18 protein-coding genes and 1 pseudogene are annotated in these 19402 nt (G+C 65.0%); 8 read left to right on the top strand and 11 right to left on the bottom strand.

The window, feature by feature from the left end; genetic code table 11:
* The first annotated feature begins 2 nt into the window (after positions 1-2).
* From BUA54_RS10860 to BUA54_RS10840, 5 genes are all read left to right on the top strand, one after another.
* The gene (locus tag BUA54_RS10860) at positions 3-887 is read left to right on the top strand and encodes an ABC transporter permease (RefSeq protein ID WP_072857273.1); all 885 of its coding nucleotides are present in this window, start codon (positions 3-5) and stop codon (positions 885-887) included.
* Positions 884-1690, top strand: coding sequence for an ABC transporter permease (locus BUA54_RS10855; protein WP_072857272.1), 807 nt, complete (start codon positions 884-886; stop codon positions 1688-1690). Before BUA54_RS10860 ends, BUA54_RS10855 begins: the two co-directional genes overlap by 4 nt.
* Positions 1691-1761: 71 nt before the next feature.
* Positions 1762-2445 (top strand): type 1 glutamine amidotransferase, encoded by a 684-nt coding sequence (locus BUA54_RS10850; protein ID WP_072857271.1) that lies wholly within the window; start codon positions 1762-1764, stop codon positions 2443-2445.
* Entirely contained in the window at positions 2442-3794 is a 1353-nt protein-coding gene (locus BUA54_RS10845; protein WP_072857270.1) for a glutamine synthetase family protein, read from the top strand. The genes BUA54_RS10850 and BUA54_RS10845 overlap by 4 nt, the downstream gene beginning before the upstream one ends.
* Before the next feature lie 111 nt (positions 3795-3905).
* Positions 3906-5210, top strand: coding sequence for an NAD(P)/FAD-dependent oxidoreductase (locus BUA54_RS10840; RefSeq protein WP_072857269.1), 1305 nt, complete (start codon positions 3906-3908; stop codon positions 5208-5210).
* Here the strand turns inward: BUA54_RS10840 and BUA54_RS10835 are convergent, their stop codons facing one another.
* The 4 genes from BUA54_RS10835 to BUA54_RS10820 all read right to left on the bottom strand — a co-directional run bounded on the left by BUA54_RS10835 (position 5211) and on the right by BUA54_RS10820 (position 9497).
* On the bottom strand, positions 5211-6389 hold the full coding sequence (locus BUA54_RS10835) for a hypothetical protein (RefSeq protein ID WP_072857268.1): 1179 nt from the start codon (positions 6387-6389) through the stop codon (positions 5211-5213). It abuts the gene before it with no gap.
* Positions 6390-6401: 12 nt separating this feature from the next.
* Entirely contained in the window at positions 6402-6947 is a 546-nt protein-coding gene (gene phaR, locus BUA54_RS10830) for a polyhydroxyalkanoate synthesis repressor PhaR (RefSeq protein WP_072857267.1), read from the bottom strand.
* Positions 6948-7079: 132 nt separating this feature from the next.
* Entirely contained in the window at positions 7080-7529 is a 450-nt protein-coding gene (locus BUA54_RS10825; protein WP_072857266.1) for a Phasin, read from the bottom strand.
* Between the two features lie 171 nt (positions 7530-7700).
* The gene (locus BUA54_RS10820) at positions 7701-9497 is read right to left on the bottom strand and encodes a PHA/PHB synthase family protein (protein WP_072857265.1); all 1797 of its coding nucleotides are present in this window, start codon (positions 9495-9497) and stop codon (positions 7701-7703) included.
* A 67-nt stretch (positions 9498-9564) separates the two neighbouring features.
* Here BUA54_RS10820 and phaZ point away from each other — a divergent pair.
* A pseudogene (gene phaZ, locus BUA54_RS10815) lies at positions 9565-10851 on the top strand (polyhydroxyalkanoate depolymerase); the annotation flags it as partial.
* Positions 10852-11250: 399 nt separating this feature from the next.
* Here the strand turns inward: phaZ and BUA54_RS10810 are convergent.
* The 4 genes from BUA54_RS10810 to BUA54_RS10795 form a co-directional block, all read right to left on the bottom strand.
* A complete protein-coding gene (locus BUA54_RS10810; protein WP_072857264.1) occupies positions 11251-11964 on the bottom strand; it encodes an alpha/beta fold hydrolase in 714 nt (237 codons plus the stop codon).
* Positions 11965-12038: 74 nt separating this feature from the next.
* Positions 12039-13385, bottom strand: a complete 1347-nt coding sequence (locus BUA54_RS10805) for an MFS transporter (protein WP_072857263.1) — start codon at positions 13383-13385, stop codon at positions 12039-12041.
* An 81-nt stretch (positions 13386-13466) separates the two neighbouring features.
* Positions 13467-14213, bottom strand: a complete 747-nt coding sequence (locus BUA54_RS10800; protein WP_072857262.1) for an alpha/beta fold hydrolase — start codon at positions 14211-14213, stop codon at positions 13467-13469.
* A gap of 108 nt (positions 14214-14321) precedes the next feature.
* Positions 14322-14558: a TAXI family TRAP transporter solute-binding subunit gene (locus BUA54_RS10795; RefSeq protein ID WP_072857261.1), complete on the bottom strand. Its 237-nt coding sequence runs from the start codon at positions 14556-14558 to the stop codon at positions 14322-14324.
* A gap of 194 nt (positions 14559-14752) precedes the next feature.
* On the opposite strand from BUA54_RS10795, the gene thrS reads away from it, so the two are divergent.
* On the top strand, positions 14753-16699 hold the full coding sequence (gene thrS / locus BUA54_RS10790; RefSeq protein WP_072857260.1) for a threonine--tRNA ligase: 1947 nt from the start codon (positions 14753-14755) through the stop codon (positions 16697-16699).
* A 75-nt stretch (positions 16700-16774) separates the two neighbouring features.
* On the opposite strand, the gene BUA54_RS10785 is transcribed toward thrS, so the two are convergent.
* A complete protein-coding gene (locus tag BUA54_RS10785) occupies positions 16775-17098 on the bottom strand; it encodes an arsenate reductase family protein (protein WP_072857259.1) in 324 nt (107 codons plus the stop codon).
* A gap of 136 nt (positions 17099-17234) precedes the next feature.
* Between BUA54_RS10785 and BUA54_RS10780 the strand changes: the two genes are divergently transcribed.
* Positions 17235-17441: a cold-shock protein gene (locus BUA54_RS10780; RefSeq protein WP_072857365.1), complete on the top strand. Its 207-nt coding sequence runs from the start codon at positions 17235-17237 to the stop codon at positions 17439-17441.
* A gap of 56 nt (positions 17442-17497) precedes the next feature.
* Here the strand turns inward: BUA54_RS10780 and BUA54_RS20835 are convergent, their stop codons facing one another.
* Positions 17498-18358: an AbiJ-NTD4 domain-containing protein gene (locus BUA54_RS20835; RefSeq protein WP_143155399.1), complete on the bottom strand. Its 861-nt coding sequence runs from the start codon at positions 18356-18358 to the stop codon at positions 17498-17500.
* Positions 18355-19275, bottom strand: a complete 921-nt coding sequence (thyX, locus tag BUA54_RS10775; RefSeq protein ID WP_072857258.1) for an FAD-dependent thymidylate synthase — start codon at positions 19273-19275, stop codon at positions 18355-18357. The genes BUA54_RS20835 and thyX overlap by 4 nt, the downstream gene beginning before the upstream one ends.
* Between the last annotated feature and the right edge of the window lie 127 nt (positions 19276-19402).

The following is a 19402-nucleotide window of genomic DNA, read 5'->3' as shown; positions in this document are numbered from 1 at the left end:
CGATTTTCAGCTCCTGCGCAGACCCGGCCAGCCTGTCTGGCCTGCCGTGGCTCCTTTGCTACCTGACGACGGGCAAGCACATGGGGATCTACTGGTCCGTGGGGACCGTGCTGCTGCTGCTGGCAATCACGGCCCCGCTTGCGCTGCTGCTGGGCTTCGGCGCCGCCAATGCCGCCCGCAGCCGGGTGGCCCCCCTGCGCTGGTTCGGCAAGACCTACATGGCCGTCGTGCGCGGCGTGCCGGACATCGCCTTCTTCCTCTTCTTCGTCATCGCTCTCGATCAGGGTATCGAATACCTGCGGCAAAAGGTGCTCTGCCCCGGCTGGGACCAGCCGGTGCGGCAGGGCAACGACTTCGTCGTCTGCCCGCAGGCCAAGATGCCGCTCGGCAATGCCGCCCAATGGGTGCACGAAACCTACGGTTTCGGTCTTGCGGTGCTGACCTTCTCCATCGTCTTCGGCGCCTTTGCCGCCAACGTCCTGTTCGGCGCGATGCGCGCCGTCCCCCGCGGCCAGCTGGAAACGGCAGAGGCCTACGGCATGTCCCGCCGTCAGGTCACGCGCCGCATCCTCGTGCCGCAGATGTGGGTCTACGCCCTGCCCGGCCTGTCGAACCTGTGGATGGTGCTGATCAAGGCGACGCCGCTGCTGTTCCTGCTGGGGGTCGAGGATATCGTCTACTGGGCGCGGGAACTGGGCGGCACCAAGACGCCCAATTTCACCGACTACCCCCACGGCGACTGGCGCATGTGGTATTTCCTCGCCCTTCTGATCTTCTACCTCGCCCTCACCAAGGTGTCAGAGGTCGTCCTGTCGCGCATCATGTCGCGGCTGACCCGCGGGCAGGCCACCGCGGGCGGTGAAGCGCAACGCAAGGCCGCCGCATGAGCTGCGTGCAGACCATTGCGGACTACGGGCTGCGCAGCCTCGGCATCGGCGAACGCCTGCTGCCGCGTGCGGATTTCACCCTCTGCCAGCAGTTCACGCTGATCGGGTCCGGCATGATCTGGAACATCTACTTCGGTGTGCTGGCCCTGGCCGCCGGTTTCCTGCTGGCGACGGCGCTGGCCTTGGGCAAGACCTCGCGTCACACCCTGCTGCGCAAGCCCGCCGACTGGTTCATCTTCATCTTCCGCGGCTCGCCGCTCTTCATCCAGTTCTTCTTCGCCTACTTCCTGTTTCTCTCGCTCAAGGGCGCGGTCCCGGCCTTCGGCCTCTTCACCTCCGCCTGGGCGGGGGCGCTGGTGGTGCTGTTCTTCAACACCGCCGCCTATTCGGCAGAGATCTTCTACGGCGCGCTCCTCTCGATCCCCAAGGGCGACACGGAGGCGGCGGATGCCTACGGCCTGTCCGGCTGGTCGCGGTTCCGGCGGGTGATCTGGCCGACCATGCTGCGCCTCGCCTGGCCCGCCTATACGAACGAGGCGATCTTCCTCTTCCACGCCACGACGCTGGTCTTCTTCTCGGGCTTTCCGGCGCTGCAGCAACGGGGCGACGCGCTCTATTATGCCAGCTATTTCGCCGACAAGACCTTTAACCCCTTCATCCCCTACCCGATCCTCGCAGGCTACTTCATCCTGCTGACACTGACGGTCATCACGATCTTCGGGGCGATCAACGCCCGCCTGAACCGCCACCTGCCCTCCGATGCCCGCAAGAAGCTGCGGATCAGACCGCAGGTCATCCGCTAGCGGGCCGCGGCGACGGGTTGCCCCTGCCGCAAGCCCGTCCTAGGTTGCCGTCCATCAACAGCAGGTGACCCATGAAAATCGGAATTTTGCAGACCGGGCACGCGCCAGACGCGATGCGGCCTGATACGGGCGATTACGCGGATCTGTTCAAGACCCTCCTCGGCGACCACGGATTCGACTTCGTGACCTACAACGTGGTCGACATGGAATTCCCCGATGACGTCCACGCCGCCGACGGCTGGCTGCTGACCGGGTCCAAGCACGGTGCCTACGAGGATCACCCCTTCATCGCACCGCTGGAGACATTCATCCGCGATGCCTATGCCGCCGCCGTCCCCATGGTCGGCATCTGCTTCGGCCATCAGATCGTGGCACAGGCCCTTGGCGGCAAGGTCGAGAAGTTCGCCGCCGGCTGGGCCGTGGGTCGCCAGACCTACGACTGGCAGGGACAGACCATCGCCCTGAACGCCTGGCATCAGGATCAGGTCACGCAGGCCCCTGACGGCGCCACGGTCGTCGCGACCAACGATTTCTGCCGCAACGCCGCCCTCGTCTACGGCGACCGCGTGTTCACCGTGCAGGCCCATCCGGAATTCGAGAATGCCTTTACCCGGCGCCTTGGCGACGAACGGGGCGAAGGCGTCGTGCCGGACCCGCTGCTGGCCGCCGCCCGCGCGACAGAGCATGAACCGATCGACAACGCCCGCGTCGCCGACCAGATGGCCCGGTTCTTCAAGACACGGAGCATCGCATGAGCTGGGTCGACGAAATCCCCGAGGCCGCGCGCCTCTATCTTGAAAACAATCGTCTGGACGAGGTCGAATGCGTCATCGCCGACCTGCCCGGCATCGCCCGCGGCAAGGCCGTGCCGGCGGCCAAGTGGGACAAGCAGCCGCATTTCCACCTGCCGAATTCGATCTTCTTCCAGACCATCACCGGCGAGTGGGGCGAGGCGGCGGGGCCGGAAGGGTTCCTTGAACCCGACATGATCCTGCGGCCCGACCTGTCGACCGCCACCGCGGCACCCTGGACCAAGGACGGCACCCTTCAGGTCATCCATGACGCCTTCGACCAGAAGGGCCGCCCGATCGGATGCAGCCCGCGCAACGTGCTGCGGCGGGTCTGCGAGCTTTACAAGGCCGAAGGCTGGACGCCCGTGGTGGCGCCGGAGATGGAATTCTACCTCGTCGGCCGCAACATCGACCCCGCCAAGGCGATCGAACCCATGATGGGCCGCACCGGCCGCCCCGCCGCCGCGCGTCAGGCTTACTCCATGTCCGCCGTGGACGACTACGGCCCGGTCATCGACGACATCTACGAATACGCCGAAATCCAGGGGATCGAGATCGACGGCATCACCCAGGAAGGCGGCGCCGGCCAGCTGGAGATCAACCTGCGCCACGGCGACCCGGTGAAGCTCGCGGACGAGGTCTTCTTCTTCAAACGCCTGCTGCGCGAGGCTGCGCTGAAGCACGACTGCACCGCGACCTTCATGGCGAAACCGATCGAGGGCGAGCCGGGCAGCGCCATGCACGTCCACCATTCGGTGCTGGACGCCAAGGGGCGCAACATCTTCACTGGCCCCCAGGGCGGCGAGACCGACGACTTCTTCCACTTCATCGGCGGTCTGCAGGAACACATGCCATCCGTGATCGCCGTGATCGCGCCTTACGTGAACTCCTTCCGCCGCTACGTCCGCGACCACGCCGCCCCCATCAACCTCGAATGGGGCCGCGACAACCGCACCACCGGCATCCGCATCCCGATCAGCCCGCCAGAGGCGCGCCGGGTCGAGAACCGCCTCGCCGGCATGGACTGCAATCCCTACCTCTGCATCGCGGCGTCGCTGGCCTGCGGCTACCTCGGCATGAAGAACGAGATCTGGCCCGACAAGCGGTTCCGCGGCGACGCCTATACCTCCGAGGACGAGATCCCGCAGGGGCTCTATGCCGCGCTGGAACTCTTCGACGGGGCAAAGGACATCCACGCCGTGCTGGGCGAGGAATTCGCGCGTGTCTATTCCATCGTGAAACACGCGGAATACAACGAATTCCTGCAGGTCATCAGCCCATGGGAACGCGAACACCTTCTGCTCAATGTCTGATCGACCGGAACGGAACACACCGACGCCTCTCGGGTTCGTCCTCTGTCCGGGGGCGCTGGCCAAGGCGGTTCGGCGTATCCGGGCAGACCTGCAGCCCGTGACGGTGATCGAATGAACCCACTTTATCGCAACGACGCGCCGGGCCAGTATCCCGCAAGCTGGTACGCGGCCACCACCGACCTGCCGCCGCAGCGTCGCGACCTGCGCGGCCGGCACACTGCGGACGTCTGCATCGTGGGCGCGGGCTATACCGGGCTGACCGCGGCCCTGCGGCTGGCACGGGCCGGGCGAAAGGTCATCGTGCTCGACGCCCATCGCGCGGGCTTCGGCGCGTCGGGGCGCAACGGCGGTCAGGTCGGATCGGGCTACAACTGGCACCAGATCGATCTGGCGAAGAAGCTCGGCAATGGCCCTGCCCGCGCGCTCTGGGATGCGGCCGAGCAGGCAAAGGCCGACCTGCACGACCTGCTGGCAGCCCATGCGCCCGCGGCACGCTGGACCCCCGGCGTCGCCTTCGGCACCTACAAGGACAGCGAATGCCGCGCTCTCCATGCCGAGGCGAACTACCTGTCGCGCACCTACGGCTACGACAAGATCACGCCGCTGGACAAGGCGGGGCTGCGTGACGTCGTGCGCACGGATGTCTACGCGGGCGGCTGGCTCGACATGGGGGCCGCCCATATCCATCCCCTGCGCTATGCCGTCGGCCTTGCCGCGGCGGCAGAGGCGGCGGGCGTCGTCATCCACGAAGGGTCAGAGGTCCACCACGTCAGCGCCGGCACCCCGGTCAAGGTGCAGACCGGGCGCGGGCACGTGGTGGCGGACCATGTCATCCTCGCCGGCAACGGCTATCTGCCGGACCTCAACCGGAAGGTCGCGGCCAAGGTCATGCCGATCAACTCCTTCATCGGGGCCACCGAACCGCTCGGCGACCTCGCGGACGAGATCCTGAGCCGCGACGTCGCCGTCGCGGATTCGAAGTTCGTCGTGAACTATTACCGCCTGTCCGAAGACCGCCGCCTGCTGTTCGGCGGGCGCGAGAGCTATTCGCTGGGCTATCCCGACGACATCGGCGGCGCACTGCGGGCGCGCATGGTCTCTCTGTTTCCCAAGCTTGCGAAGGTGGAACTGACGCACGTCTGGGGCGGCACGCTCGGCATCACCATGACCCGCCTCCCCGCCCTGCAGCGCGTCGGGCCCGGCGTGCTGTCGGGTGCCGGATTTTCCGGCCACGGCGTCGCCCTGTCGGGCTTCGCCGGGCGTGTCATGGCAGAAGCGATCCTAGGCCAGACCGACCGCTTCGACGTGATGGCGAAGCTGCCGGTCCCGAACTTTCCCGGCGGCGCCCGGTTCAGGCCGCCGCTGCTGACGCTTGCCATGACGTGGTACGCGCTGCGTGACCGCCTCGGGGTCTGATCAGCCGCCCTCTGCCGCACGGCCCAGTGCCACGATCAGCGCCCCCAGCCCGGCCAGCGCGGCCCAGCCCAGCGCGCGGGGTCTGCGCCCCCGTCCCCAGGACGTGCGGGCCGCGATCAGCGCCTGAATGGTGTAGTAAAGCGCGAATGCGCGGCTGGCGTAGGCGATGATCTGGAACACGTCCAGCGTCCATGTCATCACCACGCCCGCCGCCACCAGCAGGGCGTAGCCCATCCGTGGCGTGATCCGGTCGCGAGAGACCTCTTTCAGCAGCCCTCCCGACCCGCTGGTGTCCGCCACCGCCGCACTGAACTGCGCCGCCAGCGCTGCGGCCACCAGCAGAAGCGGCAGAACCGGCGCGACCTCTGCCATCAGGTCGATGATCGCGGTTTCGGAAATGATGTAGTCCGAGGCCGGGAACAGCGGCACCAGCAGCACGATATAGACCATGTAGATCGCCGCCGCGACGGCCTGCGCCAGCTTCATCGACCGGATCCGCATCGCCGGGCTGTAGCTGTCGCCCAGAAAGCGAGAGGTTTCGAACCCCTGCACGGTCACGATCAGGCCGAAGGCCAGCGTGATCGCAGACCATGCAGTCAGCGTCGGCGGGTTGACGATCAGCGCGCCGGTGCGGACCGATCCGGCAAACGCCAGTGCAAGCCCCACCAGCAGGCCCGCGATGATCGCAAGCTTCACCCCGACAGAAACCTGTTCCATTCGCTCCAGCGCGGAAAACCCCTTGGTCCAGCCGACCACGAGGATCAGAAGATAGACCGCCGTCGTCACCCCCCGCGCCGCCAGCGGCGTGTCGAAGGGCGTCAGGCTGACACCGAAAGCACCGAACAGGTTCAGGTAATAGGCAACCGAGACGACATAGGCGAAGGCCAACACGACAGAGGCGACCTGATCCAGTCGCGGCGACGGGCGCGGGTCGGCGATGCTTTGCCGGATCGCGGCACCGAAGCACCACGCCACCGCGTTCAGCAACGCCATCACCGCGATCGCCCAGATGCCGTAGGACGCGCCCAGCAACGGTCCCAGCACAAGGAACCCACTGCCGATGATCGACGCGAGTGGCGTCGTCGTGGCCCGCCAGACCCGTGCCGCGGCGACGCGCGGCCACAGCAGCAGAAACGCCACCGCCACGACGGCGGCGACGACGGCGATGTTCAGGAACATGGGGGCGTGACCCTACTTGCCCAGCTTGGACAGCTTGTCCTGCATCTCGGCCAGTTGCGCCTTGATCGTCTCGAGGTCGTCGGCGGGCTTTGCCGCCGCTTCGTCCCGCGCGGCGCCGGGGATCATGCCGCCGGTCATCGCCTTGAAGAAGGCGGCCTGCTGCGTGCGCATGGCATCGAACCCCGGCATGTTCAGCAACGGGTTCGACTTGGTCATGTTCTCCATCGCCTTGCTTTGCCCGTCGCGCAGCATCTCGAAGCTGGCGGTCAGAAACTGCGGCACGACCGATGCGGCCTGGCTGGTATAGCTGCGCACGAGGTCTGTCAGCAGGTCGACCCCCAGCACGCTTTCGCCGCGGCTTTCGTGTTCCGCAATGATCTGCAGCAGGTATTGACGGGTCAGATCGTCCCCGGTCTTGAGGTCGACGATCTGCACCTCGCGCCCGGCGCGGATGAATTTCGCGATATCCTCCAGCGTGACGTAGTCGCTGGTTTCCGTGTTGTAGAGTCGTCGGCTGGCGTAACGCTTGATCAGCAGCGGTTTGTCGGTGGCGGCCACGGTATGCCCTCCAAAGCATGATGCAGTGCAGCGATGCTATGCCGCAAGTGCACCGCAAACAAGGAAAACCCTGCACGCAAAAGGCGCGCCCCCTTTCGGGGACGCGCCTTTGTCTTGCGTCGCACCGGTCGCTTACTTGGCGGCGGTGGTGGCTTTCTTCGCGGCGTTGGTCATCTCGTCCTGCGCCTTCTTCGCGGCGGCGGTCATGTCCTCGGACATGTCCTTGCCAGCGGCCATCATCAGTTCCAGCGTCTGGGTCTGGACCTTCTTGGCGATCTCGGCGAAGGCGGCCATGTGCTCGGCGGCGGATTCAGAGGTCGCGGTCACGAAGTCGGTCATCGACTTGGCGTAATCGGCGGGCTCGGACTTTGCCTTGGTCATGTCCTGCATCTTGGTCAGCGTGTCCTGCGCCCACTTGGCGGACAGTTGCGCGGATTCCTGAGCGGCGGACAGCGACACGGTCGAGAGCTTCTCGGCCAGCGTGGTCTGCGACTTGTAGGCGTCTTCCATCGACTTCGTGTCGACCGGGAACGAGCCCATCATGTCTTTGAAGACAGAGGTGAAATCTTGGGTCTTGGCCATGGTGTGATCCTTTGCAGTATGTGACGGCAGAGGGTTCGACCGTCTTTTTTCGACTGACCCCTATTTACATGCTGCACTGCAGCATTTCAACCCTTTTTCTGCACTGCAGCATAAAAATTTCACCCCAGAACAAAGCTTTGATTCCGCAATGCAATTTTAAGGCGTTTCGTTTCAGGGCCCCGTGACGTAACTTCCGGGCGCATCGCACAGCACGGGATACTGCGCCGTGCCGGGTGTCCGTGCCGCGATCATCTTGCCGGATTTGGGTGCCAGCCACGCCTCCCACATCGGCCACCAGCTGCCGTCGTGCCTGTCCGCCGCGGCCTTCCACGCATCGGGATCGAGTGACAGGTCCGCATGGGTCCAGTGGCCATATTTCTTCTTGGCCGGCGGATTGACGATCCCCGCGATATGCCCCGACCCCGACAGGATGAAGGTCTTGTCCTCGGACCCCATCTTCTGAACCCCGCGAAAGCTGCTCTTCCACGCCGCGATGTGATCCGTCTCGCAGGCGACGGCACAGATCGGCACCGTCACCTCCTTGATCTGCACGGTCGTGCCGGCGACGTCGAAACCGTCGGTGGCAAAGCGGTCCTGCTGGCACAGCCCGCGCAGGTACTGCTGCGCCATCTTGCCGGGCAGGTTCGTGGCGTCGCCGTTCCAGTACAGCAGATCGAACGCCGGCGGCGCCTTGCCCATCATGTAGCTTTTGATCGCCGGGCCATAGATCAGGTCGTTGGACCGCAGGAAACTGAAGGTGCGCGACATGTAATAGCTGTCGAGGATCCCCGTGACCGCGACCTCGCGCTCGATCCCGCCCACGAAATCCTCGTCAAGGAAGACACCCACCTCGCCCCGGTCGGAAAAGTCGGTCAGTGCCGTGAACAGCGTCGCGGCGTTCACCGAACTGTCGTCGCGCTGGTTCAGCAGCGCCAGCGTCAGCGACAGGGTCGTGCCCGCGATGCAATAGCCGACCGTATTGACCTGCGGCACCTCGCAGATCTCCTTCACCGCCTGGATGGCCCGCAGAAAGCCGTCCTCGATGTAATCGGTCATGGTCGTGTCGGCGTAGCTGGCGTCGGGATTGACCCATGACACCACGAACAGCGTATAGCCCTGCTCCACGATCCAGCGGATCAGCGAATTTTCGGCCTTCAGGTCGAGGATGTAGAACTTGTTGATCCATGGCGGAAAGATCAGCAGCGGCACCGCGTGGACCTTGTCCGTCGTCGGCGTGTACTGGATCAGTTCGAACATGTGGTTGCGGAACACGACCTTGCCCGGCGTCGTCGCCAGATTCTCGCCCACGGTAAAGGCATCCTTGTCCGCCAGCGTCACCACCAGATCGCCGTCATTCGCCTCGAGGTCGCGGACAAGGTTCTCCAGCCCCTTGACCAGCGACTCGCCGTCCGTCTCGACCGCAAGGCTCAGCGCCTCGGGGTTGGTGGCAAGGAAGTTCGTCGGGCTGAACAGGTCCACGATCTGCTGGCCGAAATAGCGCAGGCGCTTCTTTTCCGCCGGGTCAAGCGTGTCGACATCCTCGATCGCCTGCGTGATCGCCTCGGCGTTGATCATGTATTGCTGCTTGACGAAGTTGAAGAACGGGTTCGTCTTCCACAGCTCGTGGGAGAAGCGGCGATCCTCCGGCGTCTTGTCCTCCGGCGCCGCGATCCGCCCCTGCGCCAGCAGCGCCTGCGCCTCGATGAAATGGGTCACCGATTTCGACCAGAACGACAGCTGATGCTCGATCAGCTTGGCCGGGTTGTTGATCATCTCGGACCAGTAGGCACCGGCCGCCTTGGCATAAAGCTCGCTGCTCGGACCCTGCAGCGCCGGGGGCACCTGACGCCCCTTGGACAGCGCCGCGACCAGCCGGTGCGTCAGTTCGTCGACGCGTGAAAGGTTCTGTTGCAGATTGTCAAGATTTTTACGGTCCGTTTCCGTTCCGACCATATCATTGGTTGTCATAGCAATCCCCCCGCCCTACCTTCGCAGTCGCAGCATTCGTTGCGCGACCACTCAGGAGCCTTCCCCCATGAAGTATATGATGACCTACGACATGATGGAAAGCATGCGTAACACGAACCAGTGGCTCGGGTCGACCGCGCGCGCGATGGCTGCCTATCCCATGATGTCGATGACGGCGAACCCCTTCATGGAATGGCTGGGTGCGTGGGGCACCGTGACGGAACGCGCCTTTTCCCGCATGGTCGTGAAACCGGACTGGAACATTCCCGTCCAGACCGCTGCCGACGGCACCGACCACGTCGTCCATATCGAAAGCGTGCTGGAAAAGCCGTTCGGCAACCTGATCCACTTCAACGTCGGCGGCCGCGATCCGAAACCGCGCCGCGTGCTGCTGGTGGCGCCGATGTCCGGCCACTACGCCACGCTGGTCAAGAAGACCGTGATCTCGCTCCTGCCCGACTGCGAGGTCTATGTCACCGACTGGCACAACGCCCGCGACATTCCCGTCAGCGCCGGCAAGTTCGATATCGAGGATTCGACCCTCTACCTCGTCGACTTCATGAAGGAACTGGGCGCCGATCTGCACGTCATCGCGGTCTGCCAGCCGGCCCCGCTGACGCTCGCCGCCGTCGCCTATCTGGCAGAGGAAGACCCCTCGGCGCAGCCCCGGTCGATGACCCTGATCGGCGGTCCGATCGACCCGGACGCGAACCCGACCTCTGTCACCGATTTCGGCAATGCGGTCACGATGGGGCAGCTGGAAACCGCGATGATCCAGCGCGTCGGCTTCAAGTTCAAGGGCGTCGGCCGGCAGGTCTATCCCGGTCTGCTGCAGCTGTCGTCCTTCATCGCGATGAACAAGGACCTGCACGCCAAGGCGTTCCGCGACCAGATCATCTCGACCGCCAAGGGCGAGGCGTCGGACCACGACAAGCACAACGAGTTCTACGACGAATACCTCGCCGTCATGGATATGCCTGCGGAATTCTACCTGTCGACGGTGGAACGCGTGTTCAAGAACCGCGACATCGCCCGCAACGATTTCACCGTCGCCGGCAAGAAGGTCGACATCGGCAAGATCACGACCGTCGCCGTGAAGGTGGTCGAGGGCGAGAAGGACGACATCTCGGCCCCCGGCCAGTGCCTTGCCGCCCTCGCCCTGCTGACCGGCCTGCCGGACAGCAAGAAGGCCGCCCACCTTGAACCGGGGGCGGGTCACTACGGCATCTTCGCCGGTGGCAAGTGGCGCAAGAACATCCGCCCGCTGGTGCTGGATTTCATCGACGCCAATTCCGACGCACCGGCGGCAGAGGCAAAGGCCGCGCGCGCGCCCGCCGCCAAGACTGCCGCTGCGACCGCCAAGCCGAAGGCCGCCACCGCGAAGTCGAAGGCCGCCGCAAAACCCAAACCCGCAAAGTCGACCCCAGCGCCGAAAGCCGCCGCCAAGCCGGCAGAAGCCCCCAAGGCCGCGGCAAAATCCGCCGGGACACCCAAAGCCGCTGCTCAGCCGGCGCAAGCGCCGAAGGCCGATGCCAAACCTGCCGCGGCGGCCAAGGCAGTCGACGCACCGACCGAAGCGCCGACCACGGTCCCCGCCGGCGACTCCCCCGCCGCGGCCAAGGCCAAACCGGACCCGGTGGAAGAGATCGGCAAGGACAAGGCACAGTCGGCGCCCGGCAATGTCACCGCGATGGTCAGGAAGACCGGCACCGACAACGCCTGACGCCCACCCGGCCCACGGGGGCCGGGCCGCCTAACGCTGTGTCGCGGGCTGCTGCATGAAGGCGCGGACCAGTTCGACCGTCTGCTGCGGCTGCTCCAGCGGCGGCAGATGTCCCGCCCCGGCGATGACCTCCATCCGGGCATAGGGCACCATTTCCGCCATGAATGCGTGCCGGCGCACCGGCCAGATCGTGTCCTCGGCCCCGCAAAGCACCAATGTCGGCACCTTGATCTGCCGCAGGGTCGCCGACTGGTCCTTGCGCCGCTGCATCGCGCGCGCCTGCGCGACATAGGCGACCGGCCCGATCGCCCGCGCCATGGTCGCCAGCAGCTCCAGCACCGCCTTGCGCCGCGGCCCGTCCGCCAGACAGCCGGCGGGCATCTCCTGCGTCACGACATCGGCGAAGCGGCCCGCCCGCGCGGCGACGATCAGCGGCTCGCGCGCGGCCGCGGCCTCTGGCGTCTCGGCCTGAGAGGTGCAGTCCATCAGCGCGATCCGCGTGACACGGGCGGGCGCGCGGCGGATCACCTCCAGCGCCACGGTGCCGCCCATCGACAGTCCCAGCAGCGCGAACTTCGGCGGCGCCCAGTCAAGGATGCGGCTCGCCATCTCCTCGATCCGCTCGGCCCCGGTGGTCGGCATGATGCAGATCGGATGCTGCGGCGACAGCCCCGCCGTCAGCGGGCCAAAGACGCGGGCGTCGCACAGCATCGGTGGGATCAGCACCAGCGGTTCGCGCGTCATGTCCTCGTCCCGTTCCTTCGGTTTCGCCCTACATGGCAGGCCCGCCGGCGCGGTGCAACCGGGGCCGTCCGGACCTAGCGGTGCGTCGCCACCCCGCGGGCCAGCGGGCGGTAGACCAGCCAGATCCCCGCCATCCCCGCCAGAAAGATGCCAGCCGGCGCCAGCGTCAGCGCCGCCCGCAGCGCCGCCAGCGCCGGGCCGTCCTGCGCCACCACCCCGCTGGCAGAGGCGCGCCACCCCGCCGCCTGCAGGATCACCCCCAGCAGCAGCGGCGCCAGCGCATTCGCGACCTTCTGCCCGAACAGCCAGACCGCGCTGAACGCGCCCTCGACCGCCGTGCCCTGTCGTGCGCGGGTCACGTCCATCAGGTCTGGATACATCGCCCAGGGGATCTGCTGATAGGCGCCGTTCGCCACCCCGGCCAGCACGAACAGCCCCGCCATGGCGGTCACGCCGGTCGCAGGCAAACTGGCCCAGACGCCCGCCAGCACCACGACATAAAGCCCCAGGCCCCCCATCAGCGCAGTCACCTTGCCCCACCGGCCACAGGCGCGGACCCATGGAAACTGCGACGCCACCGACCCAAGGATGAAGGCCGCGAAGAGGGTCGGGAAGACCCCCAGCGCCCCCGCCACCCCCGACAGCGGACCGCCGTCATCGCCGATCAGGTAAAGCGCCGCCAGTTGCAGCCCCGCCCCGATCAGCGCGACGCCCAGCGTCAACACGCCGTAGAGCAGGACCAGCACCGCAAAGGCCCGGTTGCCCAGCACCAGCCGCAGGACGGCGCCGAAGCCGTCGGTCGCGGGCGTGGCGATCCGGGGCGCGCGGCGCACCGCCCAAAGCATCCCCCAGATCGTGACAACCACGACCGGCGCCACCACCAGCACCGCCCGCGCGTATCCCGCCCGGCTGTCCCCCGCCAGCGCCGGCACCAAGGCCCCCGCCGTCAGCAGGCCCAAAGAGGCAAAGGTCATGCGGAAGGCCATCATCACGGACCGTTCGCGCGGATCCTGCGTCATCTCTCCCGCCATGGCGCCGTAGGGGATCGCGACAAATGTGAACCCGACAGAAGCGGCGGCAAAGAACACCAGCACCCACAGGGCATTGGCCTGCCACGCCAAGCCCTCTGGCACCGCGAACATCACGACGATGGACAGGGCCAGCAGCGGCGCGCCCACGGCGATCCAGGGCGCCCGCCGCCCCCAGCGGCTTTGGCTGCGGTCCGACAGGTAGCCGACGATCGGATTCGTCACCACGTCAAAGGCCAGCACCGCAAAGGTCACCAGCCCAGCGACCCCCGGCGGCACGCCGAGGTAGGTCGCAAGATACGTGAAGACCAGCAACTGCTTGACCACGACAAAGACGTTCACGCCCATGTCGGCCAGCCCCCAGCCCGCCATCTGCCCCCGTGTCAGTGCCATGTCCCGGATTCCCGCCACCGCTGGCCGTCAGCCCCGCGGCCATCACGAAAGGATTGAAAAAACATCAACGATCAGCGCGCGTTACCCGCGGATAAGGTCCAGCACCTCTTCCACCGCCGTCACGATCAGATCAAGGCACTCCGGCATGGAAAACCGGTGATCCGCCCCCTTGACCAAGGTCAGCCGGATGTCCGGCCCGGTGGCATGATCCAGCAGCCGCAGCGCGACACCGACATCCACATCCGCATCCGCCGTCCCCTGCAGGCTGCGCACCGGGCAGCCCAGATGCAGCGGCGCGCGCAGCACCAGATGGTCGCGGCCGTCCATGATCAGCCGCCGCGTGATGACATAGGGATCGCCGTAGTCCGACGGCAGCGCCACCTGCCCCTCACGGTCCAGCATCGCCTTCTGCGCCACGTCAAAGCCGGCCCACATGCTGTCCTCGGTGAAATCCGGCGCCGCGGCGATGGTCACCAGCCCCGCGATCCGCTCCGGCATCGCCCGCGCGCACAGAAGCGAGATCCAGCCGCCCATGGACGAACCCACCAGCACCAGCGGGCCCGCGATCATTTCCAGCACCGCCTGCGCGTCGACGAACCAGTCGCCGATGGCGCCGTCCTCGAACCGCCCGCTGCTTTCCCCGTGCCCTGAATAGTCGAATCGGACAAAGGCGCGGCCCCGCGCCCTGGCCCATGCCTCCAGATGCACCGCCTTGGTGCCGCCCATGTCGGACTTGAAGCCGCCAAGGAAGACCACCGTCGGCCCCGTGCCCGCGGTCCTGTGATAGGCGATCCGCCGCCCCTGCCGGGTTTCCAGAACATCAGCCATCGCACCGCACCTTGTCCAATCCGGCGGCCAGCACCGCCGCCGCCCAGCACATCACGGCAGGGCGGGCGATGACAAGGGGCACGGACGCGGGTCGGACGCGGCGACGCCTCAGCCGCCGACGTAGGTTCCGGCGACGGGACGGTAAAAGACCTTCTGGTTGTGCAGGCGGCCCAGCAGGTTGTTCACCCGGCGGATTCGCTTGTCCAGATCGGCCACTCCGGCCGGGTCGGCGGTCACGGCGTCGATCCGGGCATCGCCAAGGGCCCGCACGGTTTCGCGCAAAGAGGATTCGATCAGGTCGATATCGGCGATAGTCAGTTCAAACGTGCGATTGAAATGCGGCATGGGAACCTCTGACGATGCGGGGACGGCTGTCCGGATGGGACCTGATCCACATCTACGTCGTCCCGCCCTTCAGTCAAGCATCCCGTCACGCGACCCGCCGCCCCTTGACCCCCCGCGGGCCGCACGGCATGGATACCGCACACATATCCCGCAACCGGGCGTTCCGTGGGCGCCAAAACGACGAGGAGCCTTGCATGGCCCAGATCTCCCTGACCTTCCCCGATGGCAACGCGCGCCAGTACGACGCCGGCATCACCGCCGCCGATGTCGCCGCCGACATCTCCAGCAGCCTGCGCAAGAAGGCGATCAGCGCCACCGTCAACGGCCAGCACTGGGATCTGCAGTGGCCCATCGACGCCGATGCCTCCATCGCGATCAACACGATGAAGGACGCCGCGCCGGCCCTCGAACTCGTGCGCCACGACCTTGCGCACATCATGGCCCGCGCCGTGCAGGAGATCTGGCCCGACACGCAGGTCACGATCGGGCCGGTGATCAAGGACGGCTGGTACTACGACTTCGACCGCAAGGAGCCCTTCACGCCCGAGGACCTCGGCGCCATCGAGAAGAAGATGAAGGAGATCATCAACGCCCGCGACGACGTCCGGACGGAGATCTGGGACCGCGCCCGCGCGATCCAGCACTACAGGGACCGCAACGAGCCCTACAAGGTCGAGCTGATCGAGAGCATCCCCGGCGACGAGCCGCTGCGCATGTACTGGCATGGCGACTGGCAGGACCTCTGCCGCGGTCCGCACCTGCAGAACACGGGTCAGGTGCCCGCCGACGGCTTCAAGCTGATGTCCATCGCCGGCGCCTACTGGCGCGGCGACAGCGACCGCGCGATGCTGCAACGCATCTACGGCACGGCCTTCACCAACAAGGAAGACCTCAAGGCCCACCTGCACATGCTGGAGGAAGCCGCCAAGCGCGACCACCGCAAGCTGGGCCGCGAGATGGACCTCTACCACATGCAGGAGGAGGCGCCGGGTCAGGTCTTCTGGCACCCGAACGGCTGGACGATCTACACCACGCTGCAGGACTACATGCGCCGCAAGCAGCGCGCCGACGGCTATGTCGAGGTCAACACACCGCAGGTCGTGAACCGCGTGCTGTGGGAAAAATCCGGCCACTGGGACAACTATCAGGACCACATGTTCATCGTGGAGGTCGACGAGGATCACGCCCGCGATAAGACGGTCAACGCGCTGAAGCCGATGAACTGCCCCTGCCACGTCCAGATCTTCAACCAGGGCCTCAAGTCCTACCGCGACCTGCCCCTGCGCATGGCGGAATTCGGGTCGTGCAACCGTTACGAACCCTCGGGCGCCCTGCACGGCATCATGCGGGTGCGCGGCTTCACCCAGGACGACGCGCATATCTTCTGCACCGAAGACCAGATCGTCGCCGAGACCGAGAAGTTCATCAAGCTGCTCGCCTCGGTCTACGACGACCTCGGGTTCCACAACTGGACGATCAAGCTGTCGACCCGCCCCGAGAAACGCATCGGCTCTGACGAAAGCTGGGACCGGGTGGAAAAGGCGCTGGGCGATGCCTGCAACGCCGCCGGCTACGGCTTCGACATCCTGCCGGGCGAAGGGGCGTTCTACGGCCCCAAGCTGGAATTCACCCTGACCGACGCCATCGGGCGCGAATGGCAGTGCGGCACGCTGCAGGTGGATCCCAACCTGCCCGACCGGCTCGACGCGTCCTACGTGGCGCAGGACGGGGACAAGCATCGTCCCGTCATGCTGCACCGCGCCGTCTTGGGATCGTTCGAGCGGTTCATCGGCATCCTGATCGAGGAACACGCGGGCAAGCTGCCGTTCTGGCTGGCCCCGCGTCAGGTCGTCGTGGCGACCATCGTGTCGGACGCGGACGACTACGCAGCAGAGGTCGTGGCGGCGCTGAAGGCCAAGGGTATCCGGGCCGAGGCGGACACCCGCAACGAGAAGATCAACTACAAGGTCCGCGAACACTCCGTCGGCAAGGTGCCGGTCATTCTGGCTCTCGGTGGCCGCGAGGTGGAGGAGCGCACCGCCTCCGTCCGTCGTCTGGGCGAGCAGCAGACCAAGGTCATGGCGCTGGACGAGATCGTAGCGGCACTTGCGGCAGAGGCGACGGCGCCGGACCAGCGCTGAGCCTTCCCCGCGGGGAAGATCGGGCGGCCCTTCGGGCAGGGGCCGCCGACCATCGCCCGTTGCGTGAACCTTTCGTCAAAGGTGGGCCGCCTGCGCGTCTTCCTTCCAGCCGATGGTCCATGTGTCGCCGTTTTGGATCACCGGACGCTTCATCAGCGTCGGATACATCCGCAGCAAAGACTTGATCGGCATGGTCTTTTCGGTCTCGTCCATGTTCCGCCACGTGGTCGAGGACTTGTTGATCGCTGCCGTGTCGAACCTGTCCACGATGGTGTCGAGGTCGTCATCCCCGATGCCGTCGGCGCGGACGTCGATGACCTCCGGGTCCTTGCCCGCCTCCCGCAGGGCCTTGATGGCTTTCTTGCAGGTATCGCAGGTTTTCAAGCTGAAGATGCGCATGGGATTTCCCCTCGGGTAAACTGGTTTTAGCTTTCGCGAATTTTGATCCGCGATGGATTTGCCTTTTGCAAGGTGGTGCTCAAATCTGATCGGGAAAGGGCCAGTGCCCGCCACCGCATCTGACTTGGAGACCGCAATGCCGACCGGAAAAGTGAAATGGTTCAACACCGCCAAGGGCTTCGGCTTCATCGCCCCCGACGACGGCGGGCCAGACGTCTTCGTCCACATCTCGGCAGTGGAGCGCGCCGGCATGACCGGTTTGGCCGACGACCAGCCGATCGGGTATCAGATGGTCGAGGGGCGTGACGGGCGGAAGATGGCGGGGGAGTTGGAGAAGATTTGAGGCATTTTACAGAAGTGACAAAGCTTCTCAAATCTTAAGTCATGCTGGCTATTTCCTCATTCATCTGCTCTTCCATACCGAACGTGAAGTGCAATCAAATAATTCGCAAACGCGCTACACGAAATTAACATGAATCTAGCATCTTCCTGATTTACAGTACTATTCCCCATCAGCCGATGGCGAATACCAGAATCGTCAGACGTCCAGGCATAAATTTTCTCGAACCCATCACGTAGAGATTGATGAATTCCGTACTTTTCAGCTATAGCCTTTAGGGGCTTAGTAACGCCATTTGTCTTTCGTCCTGTTACATACGAAACGGCCGCTTCTACTGCGGAAATTGATTCCTTTATTGAGTTTCGGTAGTCTGGCGCAGTTGGGTGACTATACATTTGAGAAGCAGCACGGATATGCTCTGCCACGGCTAAAGATTCGTCGTTGCCTGCAGCGGCTGAAACCTCAAAAAGCTGATCTTCATTCGTTATCTGAACAAGAACTCCACTCGAAAATCGAAACGCCGACCTTTCCCTTGTAAAAACCTTATTTATCTGACTTTGATAATCTTCACTTGTGTACTGAGGGTTATCTGGCGACTTCGACGAGATATACTCAACAAATTGGTAAACCATATTAAAAGGCCATCCAAAAAATAGTTTTCGGATGTCAGCGAGAGCTTGGTCTGGGCTTTCAGAACGCGTGTCGATTGACGTACGTAAGAAATTAAACCAGATATCAAAACTTAGGACCTCAAACGATTCAGAATAAGCCACTTCGTAAAAAGCTACTGCAGCGATATTATCAAAATAATAAAGCTTTGTAACATCCCACAATGCTGATCTTAAGCTTGAGGGCATATCTCGCGCATCGAGATCTACCTTTGGAGGCTCAAAACCGAACCGTTCTGAAAAATTACTCACCCCAAAACCCCCTCGAACTCCCGCCACTCCCCCTTGCTCATCCCGGAGGTCTCCTGCGTGACCGTCTCGCCCGCCAGCATCCGCTTCAGGCAGTCCAGACCCTTGGCCGACAGCACCGCCCCGCCCAGACGGTAGTCGGCGAAGGCGCTGTAGGCGGCGGGGACCCAGTCCGCCACGATCTTGCAGATCGCGTCGGCGTAGACGCGGATCTCGTATTGCGCGTGGGCGTCGGCGCGCAGGCGCAGGAAGTGGAACAGGTTGTGCAGGTCCACCTTCCAGTACCACTGGGTATAGATGTTCGCGGGCAGGTTCATGCGGGCGAGCTCTCGGGCCAGTCCCTGCTTGGGTGCGCCGTCGGGGCCTTCCTCGCCGATCATCTCGGCGTAGTGGTCGTAGGTCTGCGCGGCGTCGCCCTTCAGGATCTCCAGCACGCGGGCAGATTCGTCGGGCGTCAGGCTGGCCCCCCTGCCCTGATTGTTGATGGTGCTTTGCGCCGCCAGCTGGGACGGGTCGGGGATGTAGAACTCGCGGTCGAGGATCGAGTAGCGGGCGGAGTATTCGTTGACGTTGGCGGTCCGGTGCCGGATCCACTGGCGCGCGACGAAGACCGGCAGCTTGACGTGCAGCTTGATCTCGCACATCTCGAACGGGGTGGAATGCCAGTGCCGCATCAGGTAGCGGATCAGCCCCTCGTCGTTCTGCACGGACTTGGTGCCGCGGCCATAGGACACGCGGGCGGCCTGACAGATCGCCGCGTCGTCGCCCATGTAGTCGATCAGCCGGACAAAGCCGTGATCCAGCACCGGATGGGCGGTATAAAGGTGCTTTTCCGCCCCCTCGGACACCGCGCGCAGGGTCTGGCGGGGATGGGCGCGCAGATCGTCGATCTCGGCCTGCTGGTCGGGGGTCACGGGCATGGGGCTGGTCCTTTGGTGTCGCGAGTCGGAGCCACCTTAGGCGGGGCGTGGCAAAACCTCCATAAGGCGGAACATTCCCGCGCGGGGCGGGCGGCGCGGATTGACTTGCGCCGGACGCGCCGGGACA

Source organism: Loktanella atrilutea (genome assembly GCF_900128995.1).
GTDB lineage: Bacteria > Pseudomonadota > Alphaproteobacteria > Rhodobacterales > Rhodobacteraceae > Loktanella > Loktanella atrilutea.
This window is presented reverse-complemented; position numbering and strand designations above follow the sequence as displayed.